The organism is Aminobacter sp. P9b, assembly GCF_045345995.1.
In the GTDB taxonomy this organism is placed as follows: Bacteria; Pseudomonadota; Alphaproteobacteria; order Rhizobiales; family Rhizobiaceae; genus Aminobacter; species Aminobacter niigataensis.
This window is the reverse complement of sequence record NZ_CP150082.1, coordinates 4,508,477-4,528,018: the sequence shown is the minus strand read 5'-3', so window position 1 is coordinate 4,528,018 and position 19,542 is coordinate 4,508,477. Positions and strand designations below refer to the sequence as shown.

Sequence of the window (19,542 nt, the reverse complement as noted above, 5' to 3'; positions counted from 1 at the left end):
GTTATCGTCCGTTCCTGTGCCGCGGGCATCTTCTGCAGCCCGACGGCGGAAGAAGCTGCGCGCCCCCACATGGGCGCAGCCTCGTTTGCGGCAGGCTCAGTAGCTGCCGCGCGACATGCAAACGGCCGGAACCGTCTTCAGGATGATGCGGATGTCTTCGACCAGCGACCAGTTCTCGACATAGTGACGGTCGAACGCCACGCGGCTGTCGTAGGAGACGTCGTTGCGACCGCTGACCTGCCAGAGCCCGGTGAGACCGGGCCGCGACTTGAGATAGAAAACGACCGCCTTGCCGTAATAATCGAGCTCGTCGCGTACCACCGGGCGTGGGCCGACGATGCTCATGTCGCCGAGAAGGATGTTGAGGATCTGCGGCAGCTCGTCGAGGCTGAGCTTGCGCAGCACCGTGCCGACACGCGTGACCCGAGGGTCGTCCTTGAGCTTGCGCGTTGCCTCCCACTCGGCCCTGGCTTCCGGGTCATTGCGAAAATGCGCCGCAAGTACCGCGTCCCCGTCGGGGACCATCGTGCGGAACTTGAGGCACTGGAAGATACGGCCGCCACGGCCGATCCGGCGATGGCCATAGAAGACCGAGCCGCCGTCCGAGGCCTTTACCAGCAAGGCAATGAGCAGGAACAACGGGCTTAATGCGATAATCCCGAGACCCGCACCGATGATGTCGAATCCGCGCTTGGCCACGCCACCCAGAGGGGGGAGGTCGGTGGCGACGTGTGGAAACTCCAAGCTCGTCGACTTGGCAAGATCCCTCATGCTGCAACTCCAATTGGTCGATGAATCGCCCCAGAATCGCCCTGTGTCAGGATACGGCCGACATGCTGCGCTGCAACACACGTTTTTTTGACGCGTGAAATATTTATACCAGTAGATGACCAAAATCCGTGCATGGCGTGCACAAGAAAATCTCAATGCGACAGTTTTATGTCCAATGGCCGCATGCATGAGCAGAATCGAATGTGTCAATACAGGTGAAATGTCGAAAATTGTATCTGCACCATGTTGGTAAACGTTCCAGCAATGCGCACCAAAATATAAAACATATTATGCATCACGTGGGTATTCGCCAAAATATTCTGAAATAATGGCATCCTGAATGAAAATGTTATCGACTTTCGACCAGCTGTGAAAGTGCAATGCAGCATCCGGCGCCATCGGCAAGACTCTCGGCGAAAGAGGGCTCCGCTTGCTGACTGCTGGGCGGACCAATATAATGAAACGACGTTCTTCCGGTCGACCGCCAAGCAGCATGTCGGCATCAAAATTTAACGAAGGAACGATGCGGGTGGAGCTTTCAGGGCTAGGGGAGTTGCAAGCAACATGGCGACAAAATCAGTGCCGATTCCTCGGGCCTGACGGTCAACGGCTATGACCTTGCCAAAATTCGTGTTCGGCATGGCGATGGTAATCGCCGTGGTGGCGCTGTGGTCCTATCTGGATGCTGCCGGCTGGGGCACGATCTTGCTGCGCGTGCTGGCCTGCGCCGTCATTCTTCAGGTCGGATACTTTCTTGTCATCCTGGCCATGGTGCTGCGTACGAGCCCCAAAGCGGCTGAAATCAAGAGCACAAAGACCGTGGCCGAAGGCGCACCGGCAGTTCCGGCCGACGACCTGACGCCAAAGGGCAGCGCGCACTAGGCCGCTGTGGTGGGCTCAAGGCCCCGCACGGACTGGGTTTCCGCAGGAATCGGTTCTGCTTTTCCGACCATTTGTGCGGCCATTTTCATGCCCAGGCTTGCTGCCTTCAGGTGATGCCGCGTTGCCGTCGCCACGGATTATGGAGGCATCCGGCGTGATCGCGGCAACGCGCCTGCAGCCCTTGGAAAGCCGCATGTCGCGGCGGTCGGCACCGGGTCTTCACGACCCCAACGGTGAAGCGCCGTAACAAAAGTTGGGGTTTCCTTGTTCGCAGGTGCAATATAGCTCTGGCGTCGGCGGGCTATGACGGAAAGGCAACCGACGTGAGCGGAACTGACGTCTGTGTCATCATTGCTGCGCGTAACGCGGCGGAAACGATCACGACGGCCATCACCTCGGCGCTGCGGCAGCCCGAAGTGGCCGAGGTCGTGGTCGTGGACGATGCCTCGACCGATGCGACCGAAGCCGTGGCGCGCGCCGCCGACGATGGCAGCGGCCGGCTTCTGGTGCTGCGGCTGGACGTCAACCGCGGCCCCTCATTCGCCCGCAACATGGCGATACGCAACTCCAGATCGGCACTGATCAGCATCCTGGATGCCGACGATTTTTTCCTGCCTGCACGGTTTGCGAACCTTGTCGGTGGCGACGACTGGGATCTTGTCGCCGACAACATCGTGTTCGTCGAGCACGCTTCGGTGCGTGATGTACTGTCGGGCAGCGTCGCGCAGTTCGACGCCGATCCGGCGCTGCTCGGATTCGCGCAGTTCATCGCCGGCAACATTTCCAGCCGTGGCGCCAGGCGCGGCGAACTCGGATTCCTCAAGCCGGTGATGCGCCGAGCCATGCTCCAGCGGCACGGGTTGAGCTACGACGAGCAACTGCGGCTCGGCGAAGATTATGCCCTTTATGCGCGGGCCATGCTGATGGGCGCCCGCTTCAAAGTCGTCAGGTCCTGCGGCTATTGCGCCGTGGTGCGGCCCAGTTCGCTGAGCGGCCAGCACCGCACGGAGGATCTGCAGCGTCTGGCCGATGCCGATCTCGGGCTGCTGGCACAGCCGGGGCTGGCGGCAGAGGACAAACGCATCCTTCGCCGCCACGAGCGGCATGTGCGCGACAAGTACCGTTTGCGGCGCTTCCTCGACCTCAAGGCGGCCGACGGCATGGCTGCGGCGATAAGGTTTGCAACCTCGTCTCCTGCCAGTTTTCTGGCGGTCGTTCGCGGGGTGGCCATGGACAAGTTCGATGCGCTCGCGAAATCCGGGTCGGTGCCCTCGGCTCCCGAACCGCGCCTGCGCTACCTGATTACGGCCGAGAACGCAGGTGCCCAAAAGTGAGGCCACAAGACATGCAAGACATTCTGGTCGTCGGCGGCGGCGGCTATATCGGCTCCCACACCTGCCTCTATCTGGCGCGCAAAGGTTTTCGCCCGGTCGTCTACGACAATTTCAGCAACGGCCACCCCGAATTCGTCAAATGGGGACCGCTCGAGCAAGGCGACATCCGCGATCGCGCCCGGCTCGACGAGGTTTTCGCCAGGTACCGTCCGGCGGCAGTCATCCATTTCGCCGCCCTGATCGAGGTCGGGGAATCGGTCAGGAATCCGATGGCGTTCTTCGAGAACAATGTCGCGGGTTCGTTGAACCTGTTCGCCGCAGCCAGTGCTGCGGGCTGCAAGCGGCTGGTGTTTTCCTCGACCTGCGCCACTTATGGCGAGCCGGAAGAGACGCCGATGCGCGAGACGCACCGGCAGCAGCCGATCAATCCCTACGGCCGCAGCAAGCTGATTGTCGAGGACATGCTGCGCGATCTCGACCGTTACGAGGGTTTCCGCTCGGTGCTGCTGCGCTACTTCAACGCCGCCGGCGCCGACCCCGAGGGTCGCATCGGCGAGCGCCATGAGCCCGAGACGCATGCCATCCCGCTGGCGATCGACGCAGCGCTCGGCCGCCGCGCCGGCTTCAGCGTGTTCGGCGACGATTACGACACCCGCGACGGCTCCTGCGTCCGCGACTTCATCCACGTCATGGACCTTGCCGACGCGCATAGCCGCGCCGTGCAGTATCTGATCGACGGAGGCGACAGCGTCGCGCTCAACCTCGGCACGGGGCAGGGCACGACGGTCAACGAATTGCTGTCGATGGTGAAGGAGGTCTCTGGCCGGACATTCCCGGTCGAATTGGCACCGCGGCGCGAAGGCGATGCGCCGTCGCTCGTCGCCGACAATTCGAAGGCGCGCGACGTTCTCGGCTGGGCGCCGCGCCATGACCTCGCCGCGATTGTGTCGAGCGCCTGGAACTGGCACGCTCGGGCAAACGTGGAGTAGCAGAGCATGGCATCGATCTTCGCTTTCCGCACACGCAGCCCGGACCGCGACCGGGAAACCGACGTGACCCGCTTCGAACAGCTGGCGCGTTCGCTCGATCAACTGACCTCGGAGATCGATGCCGAGAGGACCGGCATCCGGAACCGATACGAGGCCGTCTCGGCCAACGCGGCGTTCCTGGTCGAGGCGATGGACAATTCCGAAGCCTCGTCGCGACGGGCCGACGACATGGACCGATGGACGGAATCGCTGAAGACCTGTCTGCGCCGCATCGAGGCACTGGGGCGGCAGACCGAATTCATCGCCGGGCTTCGTCATGCGCTGGACACGTTTGTCGACGAGAGTCGCAAGGCCGATGAGGGATCGTCGGCAGCTTCGGCGCCGGAGGAGGTCCGGCACCGGCCCTGACGGGCCAGCATTTTCGGGAGGATGGGAGGTTGTTTTCCGGTCGGGGCGAAACCCCTGGCCGGCGGTTGCAATGCGGTTCTCGGGCGGGAGGCGCGAAGGCACAAGGATGACTTGGCTATGAACGCAAACGTCACACATCACGCAGCCGGCCGGATCGGTCGCCGCTCATGGGGCTTGCGCCTGTCGGTCGCGCTGGCCGGCCTGCTTGCCGCTTCGGGCGGCGCATTGGCACAGGATGCCACCGGCAAGTCCTTCGTGGAAACGTTCGACACGCTGAGCGGTTCGCGCTGGTTCGTCTCCGACGGCTGGGACAACGGCAAGCACCAGAACTGCACCTGGTCGAAGGAACAGGTCAAGGTCGCCGATGGCAACCTGACGCTGAGCTTCGAGAAGAAGCCGTTGAAAGACCGCGACTATTCCTGCGGCGAAGTGCAGACCAAGCAGCGCTTCAGCTATGGCACCTACGAGGCGCGCATGAAGAGCGGCACCGGCTCGGGGCTGAATGCAGCCTTCTTCACCTATATCGGCCCGGTGCACAAACAGCCGCATGACGAGATCGATTTCGAGGTGCTGACCAAGGATCCTTCCAAGGTGCAGGTCAATGCCTATGTCGGCGGCAAGTCCAACGACGAGAAGCTCGTCGACGTGCCCGGCGGCGCCGACCAGGCCTTCAACGATTATGCCTTCGTCTGGGAGAAGGAGCGGCTGCGCTGGTACGTCAACGGCCAGTTGGTGCATGAGGTGACCGAGCCATCGCAACTGCCGAGCCATCCGCAGAAAATCTTCTTCAGCCTTTGGGGCACCGACACGCTGCGCGAATGGATGGGCGCCTTCTCGGATCCCGGCAAGCCGGTGACCATGGCCGTCGACCGCGTCGCCTTCACGGCGCTGGGCGAGCCTTGCCAGTTCGAGGAGTCGGTCGCTTGCACGCTGCAATGACCGGCAGGCATGCAGGCGCGGTCCGTCCGCGCCTCAACATCATCAATAGACAGGAACGGACCGTATGAAGCTCACGGTATTTGGAATTGGCTATGTCGGTCTTGTGCAGGCGGCGGTGCTGGCCGAGGTCGGGCATGACGTCGTCTGCGTCGATGTCGATGCGGCCAAGGTCGAGCGGCTGAACCAGGGGTTCGTGCCGATCTTCGAGCCGGGGCTTGAGGCGCTGGTGCGCGACAACCATGCGGCGGGCCGCATCGTCTTCACCACGGATGCGGTGCTGGCCGTGCGCCACGGCGAGATCCAGATGATCGCGGTCGGCACGCCGCCGGGCGAGGACGGCTCGGCCGATCTCAAATATGTCCTGGCCGTGGCCGAGACGATCGGCCGCGAGATGGTCGAACCCAAGATCGTCGTCGGCAAGTCGACCGTGCCGGTCGGCACCGCCGACAAGGTGCGGGCGGCCATTGCTTCGGCGCTGAAGGCCAGGGGCCGCGAGGAGCTGGCCTTCGACGTCGTCTCCAATCCGGAGTTCCTCAAGGAAGGCTCGGCGGTCGCCGACTGCATGAAGCCCGACCGCATCATCGTCGGCACCGAAAGCGAGGCCGCCGAGGCGGTGATGCGCGAGCTCTATGCGCCGTTCAACCGCAACCACGAGAAGATGATCGTGATGGACGTGCGCTCGGCCGAGTTCACCAAATATGCCGCCAACTGCATGCTGGCGACCAAGATCAGCTTCATGAACGAGATGGCGAACCTGGCCGAACTGCTCGGCGCCGACATCGAGGAGGTGCGCAAGGGCATCGGCTCGGACCCGCGCATCGGCTATCACTTCATCTATCCGGGCCTGGGTTATGGCGGCTCGTGCTTTCCCAAGGACGTGCGCGCGCTGATCCGCACCGCCGACGATGTCGGCTTCGAGCCGGTGCTGCTGAAGTCGGTCGAGGAGCGCAACAACGCCCAGAAGGCGGTGCTGTTCGACAAGCTCAAGGGCCACTTCAACGGCGATCTCGCGGGCAAGACCTTTGCGCTGTGGGGACTGGCGTTCAAGCCCAACACCGACGACATGCGCGAGGCCCCGGCGCGCGTCCTGATGGAGGCGCTGTGGGCCGCTGGCGCCAAGGTCCAGGCCTACGATCCCGAGGCGATGAACGAGGCGCAGCAGATCTATGGCCAGCGCGACGACCTGCTGCTCTGCGGCACCAAGGAGGCGGCGCTGCGCGGGGCCGATGCACTGCTGATCGCCACCGAGTGGAAGAACTTCCGGGCACCGTCCTTCGAGACGATCAGGCAGGCGCTTTCGACACCCGTCATCTTCGACGGCCGCAATCTCTACGATCCCGCGGTCGTCGCCCGCCATGGCCTCCATTACGTCTCCATCGGGCGCAAGGTTGGCGAACAGAATTCGAGAGCGACAAAGGAACTGGCAGCATGAGGGTCCTTTTTGCCGGCGGTAACGGTTACACGCCCGAATTCAGCGGCGGGGTTCAGTCGAGCACGCATCATCTGGTCGAGCAGCTGCGGGCGCATGGCCACGAGGCTTCTGTCCTCGCCGCCTTGTTCGGCGACGGCATGTTCGGCTTCAAGGCCCGCGCCAAGATGAAGCTGACGCGGCAACGCGCCGTCATCGACAGCTTTCCCGGCTACCCTGTGGTCCGCGCCTGGTTCCCGTGGGAGGCCGCCGGCTTTGCCGTGCAGAAGCTCAAGCCCGACGTCGCTGTGGTCCAGTGCCACAAGTCGGTGCCGATCGGAAAGGCGCTGGAAGCTCAGGGCGTGCCGCTGGTCGTCTATCTCAGGAATGTCGAATTCCATGAACTCGCCGGCGAACTGAGCGAGCTGCGCTCGGCGCAGTATATTGCCAATTCGGAGTTCACCGCCCGCGCCTACGGGCAAAGGTTCGGCATCGAATCGACAGTCATTCCGCCGACGATCAATCCCGCGCTCTATGCCACGCCGACATCAGGCGAATTCGTGACGCTGATCAACCCTTACGAAGAGAAGGGTTTCGAGCTCGCGGTGCGGATCGCCGGGCGCTGCTCCGACATTCCCTTCCTGTTCGTCGAAAGCTGGAAACTAGCCGACGACCACCGCGCCCGCATCGAAGAGACCATCGCCCCGCTCGGCAATGTCAGGCTTGAAGGCCGCACCAACAACATGAAGACGGTCTATGGCCGCACGAAGATCCTGCTCGCACCGAGCAAATGGGAAGAGGCCTGGGGCCGTGTCGCCTCCGAGGCGCATTGCAGCGGTATTCCCGTCGTCGGTTCGCGCCGCGGCGGGCTGCCGGAGGCGATCGGCAAGGGCGGCGTGGTTCTCGACTACGACGCGCCGCTCGACGACTGGGTCGATGCCGTGCGCCGGCTGTGGCAGGACAGGGTCGCGTACAACCGCCTGTCGGCCGCGGCCCGCGAGTTTTCCGAGCGCCCCCAACTCGAACCCGATGCCCAGTTCGCCACCTTCATGGGCGTGCTCGAACGCGCAGCGGCGCAAAGCCTGCACAAGGCTGCCTGACTTGGCGATTGTCCGGCTGGGTTCCAGGAGAGCGGATCGATGAAGGTCTGTTTCGTCGTCGACAAGTTTCCCTCGCTCTCCGAGACCTTCGTGCTCGACCAGATCGAGGGATGTCTCGAGCGCGGTATCGAGGTCGGCGTCGTCTGTAATGAGACGACGTTCGGCAAGGAGCGCAACATCGATGACCCGCGCTGGCGCAATCTCCCTGGCGGTGTCGAGCAATGGTGGGGCGCGCTCGGGCCGCTGCGGCCCAGGCTCCGCAGGTGGTCGGGAAAGCTCTGGGACAAGGCATCGACGGCGCTCGACATCGCCTTTGCCGGCAAGCTCGAAAAATACGACGTCATCGTCGCGCATTTCGGCAACAACGGCCTGCGCGTCGCAAGATCGATGAAGCGGCGACGGATTGCTGCCCCCCTGGTGACGATTTTTCACGGCCACGATGTCGGTGCACCGATGCATGACGGCACGCTGTCGCGCTACGAGGTGGTGTTCCAGCAAGGTGCCCTGCAGCTGCCGGTCAACGGCTACTTCCGCGACGCGCTCATTGGAGCGGGTGCGGCATCCGAAACCGTCGCGGTGCATCACATGGGTGTCGACACCGACGCGATCGGCTTTCAGGCGGTTGCGCGCAGTGACGCTACGCTTTCGCTGGTTTCGGTCTGCCGGCTGACTGAAAAGAAGGGCATCGAATTTGCCCTGCGCGCGCTCGCGGAAGTGCAGGCTGTGCGGCCTGACATCGACTGGTCCTACACGATCATTGGCGGCGGCGAACTGCTCGACGCCATGAAGCAACTGGCGGCAAGGCTCAATATATCCGATCGTGTCGCCTTCCTCGGGCCCCGCCCGCACAGCGAGGTCAAGCAGCGCCTGAGCAAGGCGCATGTCTTCGTGCTGCCCAGCGTCAGGGCGAGGGACGGCGATCTCGAGGGCATACCCGTGGCTTTGATGGAGGCGATGGCGGCAGGCCTTACCGTTGTCAGCACCTATCATTCAGGCATCCCCGAACTGATCGAGGATGGCAGGACCGGCCTGCTGGCGCCCGAAAGGGATGTCGGCGCGCTGGCGCAAAAGCTGATCTGGATCGCCGACAACCCCAGCACCTGCGAAAGCCTGGCCGTCGCTGCGCGACGCAAGATCGAAGACGACTTCGATTCCGTCCGGCTCAACGACGCTTTCGCCGACACGCTGTTCCGCCTTGCTGCCACCAAGGCCGCGGCATGACGGCCGAATCCCAGCAGCTGGGGCGCATCGCCCTGCGTGGCGGAGCGCTGACCGCAGCAGCCCAGGCGATCAAGATCGGCATCCAGTTCATCTCGGTGGTGATCCTGGCGCGAATGCTGGCGCCGGAGGATTTCGGCCTTGTCGCCTCGGTCGGGCCGATCATCGCCTTTGTCGGGCTGTTCCAGAATCTTGGGCTGCAGCAGGCGGTCATCCAGCGCCCCGAGATCGGCCAGCCGCAGCTCAATCAGGTGTTCTGGATCAGTGCGCTGGCCGGCCTGATCTGCACGATCGTGATCGCTGCGCTTTCGCCGGCGGTGTCGGCCTTCTACGGCGATGCCCGCATGACGGGCATCACGCTTGCCGCCGCAATGCCGCTGCTGCTCGGTAGTCTCGCCGCGCTGCCGCTGGCGCTGATGAACCGCAACTTGCAGTTCGGGCAACTTGCCATCAACGACGTGGCGACTGCACTCGCCGGCCTTGGGGCGGCGATTGCCGCCGCCTATGCCGGGCTTGGCTACTGGTCGCTGGTGATCGGTCCTGCGGCCGGTGCGGTGGTGACGCTGCTCGGCGCCTGGCTGGCGACGCGCTGGAAGCCGGGCAGGCCCAGCGTCAAGGTGGAGCGCGAGATCCTGTCCTTCGGTGCCAATCTCACCGGCTTCAACCTCGTCAACTTCTTCTCGCGCAACCTCGACAACATCCTGATCGGCAAGTTCTCCGGCCCGATCGAGCTCGGCTATTACGACCGCGCCTACAAGCTGCTTTTGTTTCCGCTGCAGAACATCAACCAGCCGCTGTCGCGGCTGATGGTGCCGCTGCTCAGCCGCATCCAGGACGACAAGCCGCGCTTTCGCGAGCTTTACCTGCGCACCAACTGGCTGCTTGCCTTCGTCACCGTGCCCGGCATCGCCGCACTCACAATCGCCGCCGAGCCGGTGGTCGCCATCCTGTTCGGCGAACGCTGGCTGGCGGTGGCGCCGATCTTCGCCTGGCTCGGCATCGCCGGGCTGATGCAGCCGGTGTCGAGCACGACGGGCTGGATCTTCATCTGCCAGGGCAAAACGAAGACGATGTTCCGCTGGGGCGTCTATTCCGCGCTGACCACGGTTCTGTCCTTCGCCGTCGGGCTGAAATGGGGGGCAGTCGGGGTCGCCGCCGCCTATGCGATCAGCGGCTATGTGCTCAGGCTGCCGGTGCTGGCGGTGATGCTCGGGCGCACCGGCCCGGTCTCGGCGCTCGACTTCCTGATGGTCCAGGGACTGCTGATCGTTGCGGCTGCAGTCGCCTGGCTAGGCTACGGCTACCTGCCGGCATCGCTGACCGCGCAGTCCAATCTCGTGGCAGCTCTTACGGCCGCCACCCTAAGCTACGCGGTGGCGCTTGCCTTCATGGTCGCCGTTCCGCAGTCCCGCCGCGCCCTTGTCGAGACCTGGAAGACCGTCGCCCGCAACATCCGCTGAAGCGTCCGCCAGAAGCGGCCTGACCAAATCGGCGGCCGACATAGCCGAGGCATGTTCTTCCAGCACCGCGGCAAGGGTCGTCGCCCGATAACGGTCGAGGTTGCCGGCAAAGCGCGCGAGCTTCTGGCCGGCTTCGTCGGGGGTCACCGTGTCGATGTCGAGCAGCAGCTCGGCGAGGCCGACACGCTTGGCAAGCTCGCGGGTCTTGAACTCGTAGGCGATGGGCAGCACAGGCACACCGACGCACAGCGACATGATCATCATGTGCATGCGCGTTGCGACGACGAAGTCGAAACCCTTGACCAGTTCCATCAGCTGTTCGGGCGTGTGGAAGCCGGCGTCAACGCTGACCTGGGCGGCGATCTCGGGCGCCAGTTCGGCGACGATCGCCCGCGCCGTCTTCGAATCGTCGTGGGCGTATTCGGGCACGCCCTGGCAGGTCGAGACGAACGTCACCTGCTTGCCATGGTCGCGCACCAGCGCGGTGGCGATGTCGCGGATCGAATCCATGTAGCGGCGCATGCCGTCGGCGCCATCATTGACGTAGTTCCAGTGTCGCACCGAAATGCCGACACGACCGGACGGCCGGGGCGGCGTGCCGGCCGAAAGCAGCGCTTCGATGCGCGCCCTGTCGGCAAGCGCGAACACTGAATCGGCGACGACATGGCACTTGCCGGGGTTGTCGACGAGGCCTGCGAGGTGGCCGCGCGAGCGTTCGTCGCGCAGCAGGATCAGCGGGCTGCGGTCGAACACCGGCTTCAATTCGCGGCGGTTGTAGTCCTTGGCGAACGGCCCAAGCGATTGCGTGAAGAAGACCGGATCCTTGCCGAAGATGGCATCGATGCGGAACTGGTTGAGGCGGCGTTCGAGATTGTAATTCTCGACCAGATAGGTGCCGCCCGTGGTGACGACCAAATCGGCCTGACGGTACATGTCGAGGCTGCGGCGGTCCTCGGCGCCGAACATGGTCTCATCCAGCGCCCGGCTCTTGCCGTAGTGGCGCAGCGCGCTCAGTGCGAGACGGTTGTAGATCGGCTTGGCCAGGTTCTTCAGCCGGTTGTCGTCGTAGGGGTATTTGAAGATCGATTCCGACAGCAGCTTGCGAATCTCGATGTCGGGATAGGCCTGCCTGGAGTAGAGCCGCGACGCCACTTCGGGTTGGCTGTCGAACACCTGGAAGCGCAGCTCGCCGGGATAGGCTGCCTTGAGGATGTGCCTGATGGCCAGCAGGATCGCCGCATCGCCGCTGTTCAGGCAGACGGTATTTTCGACGATGACTGTCTTCATGGGCCTTGGCCTCCTCGGATTGGTCGTGTCGGGAAATTAAGTACAGGCTAACCGGGCCATTTTGCGGCGCAACAATATTTGAGGTCCTGCCAGTCAATAATTGTTGCGATGCAGCAATGGGTGCTCTAGCCTCGTCATCGGTGGGCCAAACTGCGAGCGTGAATTCATGCTGCATGTTCTGTACCTGGTGCATGATGTTTCCGACCCGGCAGTTCGCCGACGGATCATCATGCTCAAGGCCGGTGGCGCGCGCGTTACGCTCGCTGGTTTCCGCCGGACGCAAGAACTCGAAGACATCGAAGGCGTGACGCCGATCGACCTTGGTATCACGCGCGATGGCCGCTTTGCGCAGCGGCTGGGCGCGGTCGCCATGGCGGCGACGCGCATTGCCGCGTCGCTGAAATCAGTCGCGGCGCCAGACGTGATCGTAGCCCGCAATCTTGAAATGCTGGCGCTGGCGCAGCGCGCGCGGAGTGCGTTCTCTTCGTCCGTGCCGACCGTCTATGAGTGCCTCGACATCCATCGGCTGGTGCTGCGCGAGGATCTGCTCGGCAAGGGCCTGCGCGGTGCCGAGCGCCTGCTTGGGCGCAATGTCAGCTTGCTGCTGACCAGTTCGCCGGCCTTCGTCAGGCATTATTTCGAAAGGTTCGGCCAGATCGACGCACCCATCGAACTGATCGAGAACAAGCTGCTGGAACTGGAGCCGCGATTCGATTTGCGGCCGTCACAGGTTCCGCAGCTGCCTTGGAAGATCGGCTGGTTCGGCGCGCTGCGCTGCCGCAAGTCGCTCGAACTGCTGGCCGATTTCACCCGCAGCGCGGAAGGCCGTTTCGAACTGGTCATGCGCGGGCGCCCGGCGCTTTCGGAGTTTCCGGATTTCCATGGTTTCGTCGAATCCGAGCCCCATTTGGCCTTTAAGGGTGCCTACCGAAACCCCGAGGATATGGCCGACATCTATTCGCAAGTGCATTTCTCCTGGGCGATCGATTTCTTCGAGGAAGGCCAGAATTCGACATGGCTGCTGCCCAACAGGCTCTATGAAGGCTGCCGTTTCGGCACGGTGCCGATCGCCATGGCCGGCACCGAAACAGCCAGCTTCCTCGAACGCCAGAATGTCGGACTGGTGCTGTCCGAGCCGTCGGTCGCGGCGCTGACGCAAACGCTCTCGGACGTGACGACGGAGCGGTACGCTGCCTTGCACGGGGCAGTGCTTGCGCGCGATCCCGCGACATGGGTGTGCAGCCGCTCCGATTGCCGCGCGCTGGTGGCGAAGCTCGAACGCGTCGCTGCCGAGAACGGGCAAGTCGACGCGCGCGCTATCGCCGCCTGATTCCCAACCCATCCAAGACAAGCAGCTTCATGATTGAGACGTCCTCCACCATCATCGTTATTCCGTGCCTCAACGAGGAGCGCCATATCGGCGGCCTGCTAGGCAGGCTTCGCCCGGCTGCAAGGCGGCTTGGGGCCCGGATCGTCGTTGCCGATGGCGGCAGCCGTGATGCCACGCGCGCTATCGTTTCCGGCGTTGTGGCACAAGACGACAATGTCGTGCTGATCGACAATCCCGCGCGCATCCAGAGTGCTGCCATCAACCGTGCGGTCGAGCTTTTCGGCGATGGTGTCGACTACCTGATCCGCATCGACGCCCATGGCGGCTACCCCGACGACTATTGCGACAGGCTGCTCGAAGAAGCGCTGGAAACCGGTGCGGATTCCGTCGTGGTTTCGATGCTGACTGAAGGCACCGGCACGGTTCAGCAGGCCGCGGCCGCGGCGCAGAACTCGAAACTGGGCACTGGCGGCTCCAAGCACAGGCATGGCTCGGCGGGAGAATGGGTCGACCACGGCCACCACGCCCTGATCCGCATAGCCGCGTTCCGCGACGTCGGCGGCTATGACGAAAGCTTCAGCCACAACGAGGACGCCGAGTTCGACCATCGCCTGCGTCAGGCCGGCTACCGCATCTGGATGAGCGGCAGCACCCGCATGACCTATTTTCCGCGTGCCTCCCTTGCCGGCCTGTTCCGGCAATATCTCGGCTACGGCCGGGGCCGGGCGAAGAACGTGCTGAAGCACCGGGTCATCCCCAAGCTCCGGCAGATGGTGCCGCTGATGGTGGTGCCCACGGCACTTCTGGCGAGCCTTGCCGTCGTCCACTGGATATTCACAGTGCCTTTGCTCGTCTGGGTGGCGATCTGCCTTAGCTATGGCGCGGCCCTTGCCTTGCGCGAAAGCAGGCCCGGGCTGGCGCTTGCCGGCGTGTCGGCAATGGTCATGCATTTCGCATGGTCGCTCGGCTTCTGGCTCCAGCTGCTCGGCATGCCGGCAGGAGGGCGAACCGCATGACCGGGATGCCAGGCATCGACATCTGCGTCTGCACCTTCAGGCGCCGCGAACTTGCCGACACGCTGCGCTCGCTGGCGGCGATGGACCTGCCCGAGGGATATCGCATCGGCATCGTCGTCGCCGACAATGACGAGGTGCCGAGTGCTTCGCCGCTGGTCTCGGAGCTTGCGCAGGACTTGCCGCTGCCGGTCCGCTACATCCATTGCCCGGCACGCAACATCTCGCTCGCCCGCAATGCCTGCCTCGATGCCAGCGCGGCCGATTTCGTCGCCTTCATCGACGATGACGAAAAGGCGACGGGCACGTGGCTGAAACGGCTGGTCGAGACCGCCCAGGCGACCAGCGCCGACGTGGTGCTCGGACCGGTCAAGGCGCGCTACGGGGCAGGGGCGCCGGGCTGGATGCAGGTCGGTGACTTCCATTCGACCTATCCGGTATTCGTCCAGGGCGAGATACGCACCGGCTATACCTGCAATGCCTTGCTCAGGATGGGTTCGCCCAGCATCTCCGGCCGCCGCTTCAGCCTGGCGCGCGGCCAGTCTGGCGGCGAGGACACCGAGTTCTTCGATCAGGTCCACGGCGCTGGCGGGCGCATTGCCTATGCCGCCGAGGCCTGGGTGGAGGAGCCTGTTCCATCGTCGCGTGCCTCGTTCGGCTGGCTCACCAAAAGGCGCTTCCGCGTCGGCCAGACGCATGGCCGGCTGCTCGGCTCGAAGCGCCCGGGCATGGGCCGGGTCGGCGAACTGGCTCGCGCCTCGGCCAAGGCCAGCTATTGCTTCGCCGCTGCAGGGCTGACCGCGTTCCAGCCGGTCAGCCGCAACCGCAGCCTGCTGCGCGGGGTCATGCATGTCGGCGTGCTCAGCGGGCTGGTCGGCGCACGCGAACTGCGCCTCTACGGCAACGAAGGAGGCCAGGATGCAGCCTGACGTCAGCTTCGTCATCGCCGCCTACAACGCCGAGGTGACGCTCGGCCGCGCCATCGACAGCGCATTGGCGCAACGTGGCGTGACCGTCGAGGTGATCGCCGTCGACGACCGCTCGTCCGACGCAACGCTTGCGCTTGCGCGCTCTTACGACGACGCGCGCGTCCGCGTCGTGGCGCTGGAGAAAAATCGTGGCCCGGGCGGGGCGCGCAATGCCGGTCTCGATGCCGCGCGGGGCCGATGGGTCGCCGTACTCGATTCCGACGACGCGGTGCTGCCGGGCAGGCTTGCCGCAATGATCGCCCGAGCCGAACAGAGCTCTGCCGAGATGGCCGTCGACAACATCGCAGTGATTCGAGAAGACGGCACGCCGCCCGAGGTGATGTTTCCCGAGCGCTATCTCGAAGAACTGGCAGATCTCACGCTGGCCGACTTCATCGGCGGCAATGTCGTCTTCGAATCCACGTTCAATTTTGGTTACATGAAGCCGATATTCTTGCGTGAATATCTCGAGCGCCATGGCCTTCGCTACGACGAGGAATTGCGCATCGGTGAGGACTACATCCTGCTCGCCAGCGCGCTCGCCAATGGTGGGCGCTGCACCGTCGAACCCGCCGTAGGCTATGCCTATCATGTCCGCAGCGGCTCGATTTCAAGGGTTCTGGAGCTTCGCCACATCGAGGCGATGCAGCGCGCTGATGCCGCCTTCGCGGCGCGCAACAGGCTCGACGGCGAGGCACGAAAAGCGTTCACGCGACGGACACGCAGCCTCTCTCAGGCTGCCTCATTCCTGTCACTGGTTGAGCACATCAAGCAGCGGTCGCCGCTCAAGGCGATCAGAACCGCCCTGGGGGACCCGGCGGCGGTTCGCCATTTGCGAATGCCGATCGCAGTCCGGTTGCGCCGGGTTGCCAGGCAGTTCGCATACCGGCCCAGCAAATGATGCGACAGCCGGGACGGCCAAGACCAAGACGAGGAGACTGAAATGAGCGAGAGGATTGGCACGATGAAGAAAGTCAGGAAAGCGGTGATCCCGGTGGCGGGGCTCGGCACGCGGTTCCTTCCCGCGACCAAGTCCATGCCCAAGGAAATGCTGCCCGTCGTCGACAGGCCCGTCGTCCAGTACGCAGTCGACGAGGCACTGGAAGCCGGCATCGAGCACATCGTCTTCGTCACGGGCCGCAACAAGGCGGTCATCGAGGACTATTTCGACCTTCATCCCGAACTGGTGGGCACGCTCGAACAGGCCGGCAAGGTCGAGCAGATCAAATCGCTGGAGAGCCTACTGCCGATTCCGGGCGCCACCAGCTTCACCCGTCAGCAGGCGCCGCATGGCCTCGGCCACGCCGTCTGGTGCGCCCGCGACATCATCGGCGACGAACCGTTCGCGCTGTTGCTGCCCGACATGGTGTCGTTCGGCAAGCGCGGCTGCCTGGCCGAGATCATGGACCTGCACGCCGAAACAGGCGGCAACGTCATTGCCGTCGAGCAGTGCGATCCGAGCGAAACCAACAAATACGGCATCGTCGGCAAGGGGCCCGACGTCGGCTCGGGATTCGAGGTGACGGCGATGGTCGAAAAGCCGGCGCCGGCCAACGCGCCGTCGAACTTCTACATCAACGGCCGCTACATCCTGCAGCCGGAAATCTTCAACCTGCTGGGCACCCAGAAGCGCGGCGCCGGCGGCGAGATCCAGCTGACCGACGCCATGGTTCGCCTTGCCGCGAGCCAGGCCTTCTTCGCCCGGCCGTTCAATGGCCGGATGTTCGACTGCGGCTCCAAGGAAGGCTTCATCCAGGCCAATGTCGCCTTTGCGCTGAAGCGGGCCGACATCCGCGATTCCGTGCTCGATGCCATCCGCGACATGGTCGCCGAGCACGATCACGTCGCTGCGGCCTGAAGCCATGAACCGTTGTCGGAGGCGGGCGAAACGGTTCGCCTTCGACGACATTTGAGATAACGCGTGCCCGGTCGGCACCGCAGTTGCGTAGCTGAAGTCGGCTCCGCCAGAACCCATCGAGCGGCAGACGCTGCTCAGCAAGAACTGGAATGCAGATGAACTACGCCAGCTTTCCCTTCAACAACCGCATACCCGCGTCTCGCGAGGACCCGCGGGAAGGCAGCGACTTCATCGATCTCGAACGCCTTCTTTCCATGGCCAAGCGCCAGGCCAAGGTCGTCGGCGTCGGCGCAATCATCGGCCTGCTGCTCGGTCTCGTTTACCTCCAGACCACCCCTCCGACCTTCACCGCTTCCACCCGCGTGCTGATCGATGAGGGCATGAACAAGATGGTCGACGAGGTTTCGGCGACGCCGGTCAACATGCAAACCGATGCGGCGATCCTCTCCCAAATCGAGATCATCAAGTCGGCGCGACTGGCCGCGGTGGTCGTCGACAAGGAAAAGCTCGACCAGAACCAGAATTTCATGCAGCCGCCGAAGTCGCTGCTGTCGACCCTGGTGGGGTACGCACGCGGCTTCCTGCAGATCTTCCGTTCCGCCCCCGATGTCGCGGGCGGCGCGGAACTCACCGAAGCGCAGCGCAAGGCAATGGCGGCAGCGTCGCGCAAGGAGCAGGCGGTGGCGATGCTCCAGGCGGACATCATGGCCGAGCGCTCCGGCCGCAGCTATGTCATTTCCATGGGCTACCGCTCGCACGATCCGCAACTGGCGGCAGCCATCACCAAGGCCTATGCTGACGCCTTCGTCGCCGACCAATTGGACGCCAGTTTCGACGCCACCGAAAAGGCCGCCGTCTGGCTCCAGGGCCGGCTCGAGGAGCTGCGCACGAGTTCGCAGAAGGCGGCACTCGAGGTCGAGAAGTTCCGCGCCGAGAACGGTCTTGCGGCGGCGCGCGGCGAAACCATCGCCGAACAGCAGCTGTCCGATCTCAATGCCCAGCTGATCCTTGCCCAGGCCGACACCGCCAAGGCCCGGGCGCGCTACGAACAATACCGCACCATCGTCGAAAGTGGGCCGGAAGCTGCCGTCGGCAATTCGACCCTGTCGGCGGAAGAGGCGGGAAATCCGCTGATCTCCGAACTCAAGAAACGCTATTCCGGCGTGTCCAAGCGCGAGCAGGAGATTTCGGCCGGCTTCGGGCCCAACCATCCCCAGGCCGTGGCCCTGCGCAAGGAGCAGGCGGACCTGTCCAACCAGATTCTTCGCGAACTGAGCCAGCTTTCCGAGACCTACCGCAACGCATATGAAGTGGCACAGTCGCGCGAGACCGCGCTGCGCAACAGCGTGATGGAGGCGACCGGCCAGAACTCCAGCGCCAACCAAGCACAGGTGCGCCTGCGCGAACTGCAGCAGCAGGCGACCGCACTCAGCACGCTCTACCAGACCTTCCTGTCGCGCTACGAGGAGGCGTCGCAGCAGCGCTCCTTCCCGATCGCCAAGGTCAGGGTGATTTCGGAGGCGACGACGCCGCGCGGCCCGTCGAGCCCGCGAACCTCGATGGTGTTCGGGCTGGCGCTCGTGCTCGGCGTCGTCATCGGTGCGGCCTTCGGCGCGCTCAATGAGTTCAACGAGCGCTTCTTCCGCACCGCCGAGGATGTGCGCGAGCGGCTTGGCGTCAAGTTCCTCGGCTATCTGCCGCTGCTCGGGTCGAGCGACGACAAGAAGGACGCGACCAAACCCGAGAAGGGCAAGATGGGCACGCCGCCGCCACAGCCCCCGACGCGCGCCGCCGAGGCGGCGAAACGCAGGGCCAAGATGCGCATCGCCGTCGATGCCCCGGCCTCGATGTTCGCCGAGACGCTGCGCAGCACCAAAATCGCCGGCGACATCGTGCTTCAGGATGTGGGCTGCAAGGTAATCGGGATCATCTCGATGCTTCCGGGCGAGGGCAAGTCGACGGTCGCCGCCAATCTCGCCGGCCTGATCGCCAGCAATGGCGCCAAGACGCTGCTGATCGACGCCGACCTGCGCAATCCCGGTCTTAGCCGCAGCCTCGGCATCGATGCCGAGCAGGGGCTGGTCGAGGCGGTTGTCAACGACCAGGGCTGGCAATCGGTGATCAAGGTCGATCGCCAGACCAAGATGGCGATCGTTCCCGCGGTGGTTCGGGGCCGCTTCTCGCACACCAGCGAATTGCTTTCGTCCGCCGGCATGCGGCGCTTCATCGACGACGCCAAGGCGACCTTCGACTATATCATCGTCGACCTGCCGCCGCTCGGCCCGGTGGTCGACGCCAAGGCGTTCGCGCCACTCGCCGACGGCTTCGTGCTGGTCGCCGAATGGGGTGCGACGCCGCGGCCGCTCGTCCGCTCGGCGCTCAACGCCGAACCCCAGATCGCCAGCAAGATCCTTGGCCTGGTGCTCAACAAGGTCGATCTCAAGAAGCTGCCGCGCTACGGCGCCTATGGCGGCTCGGAGCAGTTCCTGGAGAGATATTCCAGCTACTATGTCGACAAGAGCGAGCCCAAGGTGAAGGTCGCCAGCTGAGGCACGGAGCCCGCATGGGCCTCCCGAG

The 19,542-nt window shown here is 64.1% G+C and carries 17 protein-coding genes; 15 read left to right on the top strand and 2 right to left on the bottom strand.

Annotated features, from left to right (window positions below; all coding sequences use genetic code 11):
• Positions 1 to 96 precede the first annotated feature (96 nt).
• Entirely contained in the window at positions 97 to 771 is a 675-nt protein-coding gene (locus tag WHT83_RS22355; protein WP_108607211.1) for a sugar transferase, read from the bottom strand.
• A gap of 612 nt (positions 772 to 1,383) precedes the next feature.
• Between WHT83_RS22355 and WHT83_RS22350 the strand changes: the two genes are divergently transcribed.
• From WHT83_RS22350 to WHT83_RS22310, 9 genes are all read left to right on the top strand, one after another.
• Positions 1,384 to 1,653, top strand: a complete 270-nt coding sequence (locus WHT83_RS22350) for a hypothetical protein (protein ID WP_406872427.1) — start codon at positions 1,384 to 1,386, stop codon at positions 1,651 to 1,653.
• Positions 1,654 to 1,976: 323 nt separating this feature from the next.
• Positions 1,977 to 2,987 carry a glycosyltransferase family 2 protein gene (locus WHT83_RS22345; protein WP_406872426.1) on the top strand — a complete coding sequence of 337 codons (1,011 nt, stop codon included), beginning with the start codon at positions 1,977 to 1,979 and terminating at the stop codon, positions 2,985 to 2,987.
• Positions 2,988 to 2,998: 11 nt separating this feature from the next.
• Positions 2,999 to 3,976, top strand: a complete 978-nt coding sequence (galE, locus tag WHT83_RS22340; protein ID WP_406872425.1) for a UDP-glucose 4-epimerase GalE — start codon at positions 2,999 to 3,001, stop codon at positions 3,974 to 3,976.
• Positions 3,977 to 3,982: 6 nt separating this feature from the next.
• Positions 3,983 to 4,384: a hypothetical protein gene (locus tag WHT83_RS22335; RefSeq protein ID WP_406872424.1), complete on the top strand. Its 402-nt coding sequence runs from the start codon at positions 3,983 to 3,985 to the stop codon at positions 4,382 to 4,384.
• Positions 4,385 to 4,501: 117 nt separating this feature from the next.
• Positions 4,502 to 5,323, top strand: coding sequence for a glycoside hydrolase family 16 protein (locus tag WHT83_RS22330; protein WP_406872423.1), 822 nt, complete (start codon positions 4,502 to 4,504; stop codon positions 5,321 to 5,323).
• A gap of 64 nt (positions 5,324 to 5,387) precedes the next feature.
• Complete coding sequence (locus tag WHT83_RS22325; protein ID WP_183264441.1) at positions 5,388 to 6,755, top strand: UDP-glucose/GDP-mannose dehydrogenase family protein; 1,368 nt, start codon at positions 5,388 to 5,390, stop codon at positions 6,753 to 6,755.
• On the top strand, positions 6,752 to 7,831 hold the full coding sequence (locus tag WHT83_RS22320) for a glycosyltransferase (protein WP_108607218.1): 1,080 nt from the start codon (positions 6,752 to 6,754) through the stop codon (positions 7,829 to 7,831). Before WHT83_RS22325 ends, WHT83_RS22320 begins: the two co-directional genes overlap by 4 nt.
• A 39-nt stretch (positions 7,832 to 7,870) precedes the next feature.
• Positions 7,871 to 9,052, top strand: a complete 1,182-nt coding sequence (locus WHT83_RS22315; RefSeq protein WP_406872422.1) for a glycosyltransferase — start codon at positions 7,871 to 7,873, stop codon at positions 9,050 to 9,052.
• Positions 9,049 to 10,509: a lipopolysaccharide biosynthesis protein gene (locus WHT83_RS22310; RefSeq protein WP_406872421.1), complete on the top strand. Its 1,461-nt coding sequence runs from the start codon at positions 9,049 to 9,051 to the stop codon at positions 10,507 to 10,509. The genes WHT83_RS22315 and WHT83_RS22310 overlap by 4 nt, the downstream gene beginning before the upstream one ends.
• On the opposite strand, the gene WHT83_RS22305 is transcribed toward WHT83_RS22310, so the two are convergent.
• Positions 10,411 to 11,796, bottom strand: coding sequence for a polysaccharide pyruvyl transferase family protein (locus WHT83_RS22305; protein ID WP_406872420.1), 1,386 nt, complete (start codon positions 11,794 to 11,796; stop codon positions 10,411 to 10,413). The genes WHT83_RS22310 and WHT83_RS22305 overlap by 99 nt on opposite strands.
• Before the next feature lie 166 nt (positions 11,797 to 11,962).
• Between WHT83_RS22305 and WHT83_RS22300 the strand changes: the two genes are divergently transcribed.
• The 6 genes from WHT83_RS22300 (at position 11,963) to WHT83_RS22275 (ending at position 19,514) form a co-directional block, all read left to right on the top strand.
• On the top strand, positions 11,963 to 13,126 hold the full coding sequence (locus WHT83_RS22300) for a glycosyl transferase family 1 (protein ID WP_406872419.1): 1,164 nt from the start codon (positions 11,963 to 11,965) through the stop codon (positions 13,124 to 13,126).
• Between the two features lie 29 nt (positions 13,127 to 13,155).
• Entirely contained in the window at positions 13,156 to 14,142 is a 987-nt protein-coding gene (locus tag WHT83_RS22295; protein ID WP_406872418.1) for a glycosyltransferase family 2 protein, read from the top strand.
• Positions 14,139 to 15,068, top strand: a complete 930-nt coding sequence (locus tag WHT83_RS22290) for a glycosyltransferase (protein ID WP_406872417.1) — start codon at positions 14,139 to 14,141, stop codon at positions 15,066 to 15,068. Before WHT83_RS22295 ends, WHT83_RS22290 begins: the two co-directional genes overlap by 4 nt.
• Positions 15,058 to 16,008, top strand: a complete 951-nt coding sequence (locus WHT83_RS22285) for a glycosyltransferase family 2 protein (RefSeq protein WP_406872416.1) — start codon at positions 15,058 to 15,060, stop codon at positions 16,006 to 16,008. The genes WHT83_RS22290 and WHT83_RS22285 overlap by 11 nt, the downstream gene beginning before the upstream one ends.
• A 63-nt stretch (positions 16,009 to 16,071) precedes the next feature.
• Complete coding sequence (locus WHT83_RS22280; protein WP_318764187.1) at positions 16,072 to 16,965, top strand: UTP--glucose-1-phosphate uridylyltransferase; 894 nt, start codon at positions 16,072 to 16,074, stop codon at positions 16,963 to 16,965.
• Positions 16,966 to 17,120: 155 nt separating this feature from the next.
• Positions 17,121 to 19,514: a polysaccharide biosynthesis tyrosine autokinase gene (locus WHT83_RS22275; RefSeq protein ID WP_406872415.1), complete on the top strand. Its 2,394-nt coding sequence runs from the start codon at positions 17,121 to 17,123 to the stop codon at positions 19,512 to 19,514.
• The last annotated feature ends 28 nt before the right edge of the window (positions 19,515 to 19,542 follow it).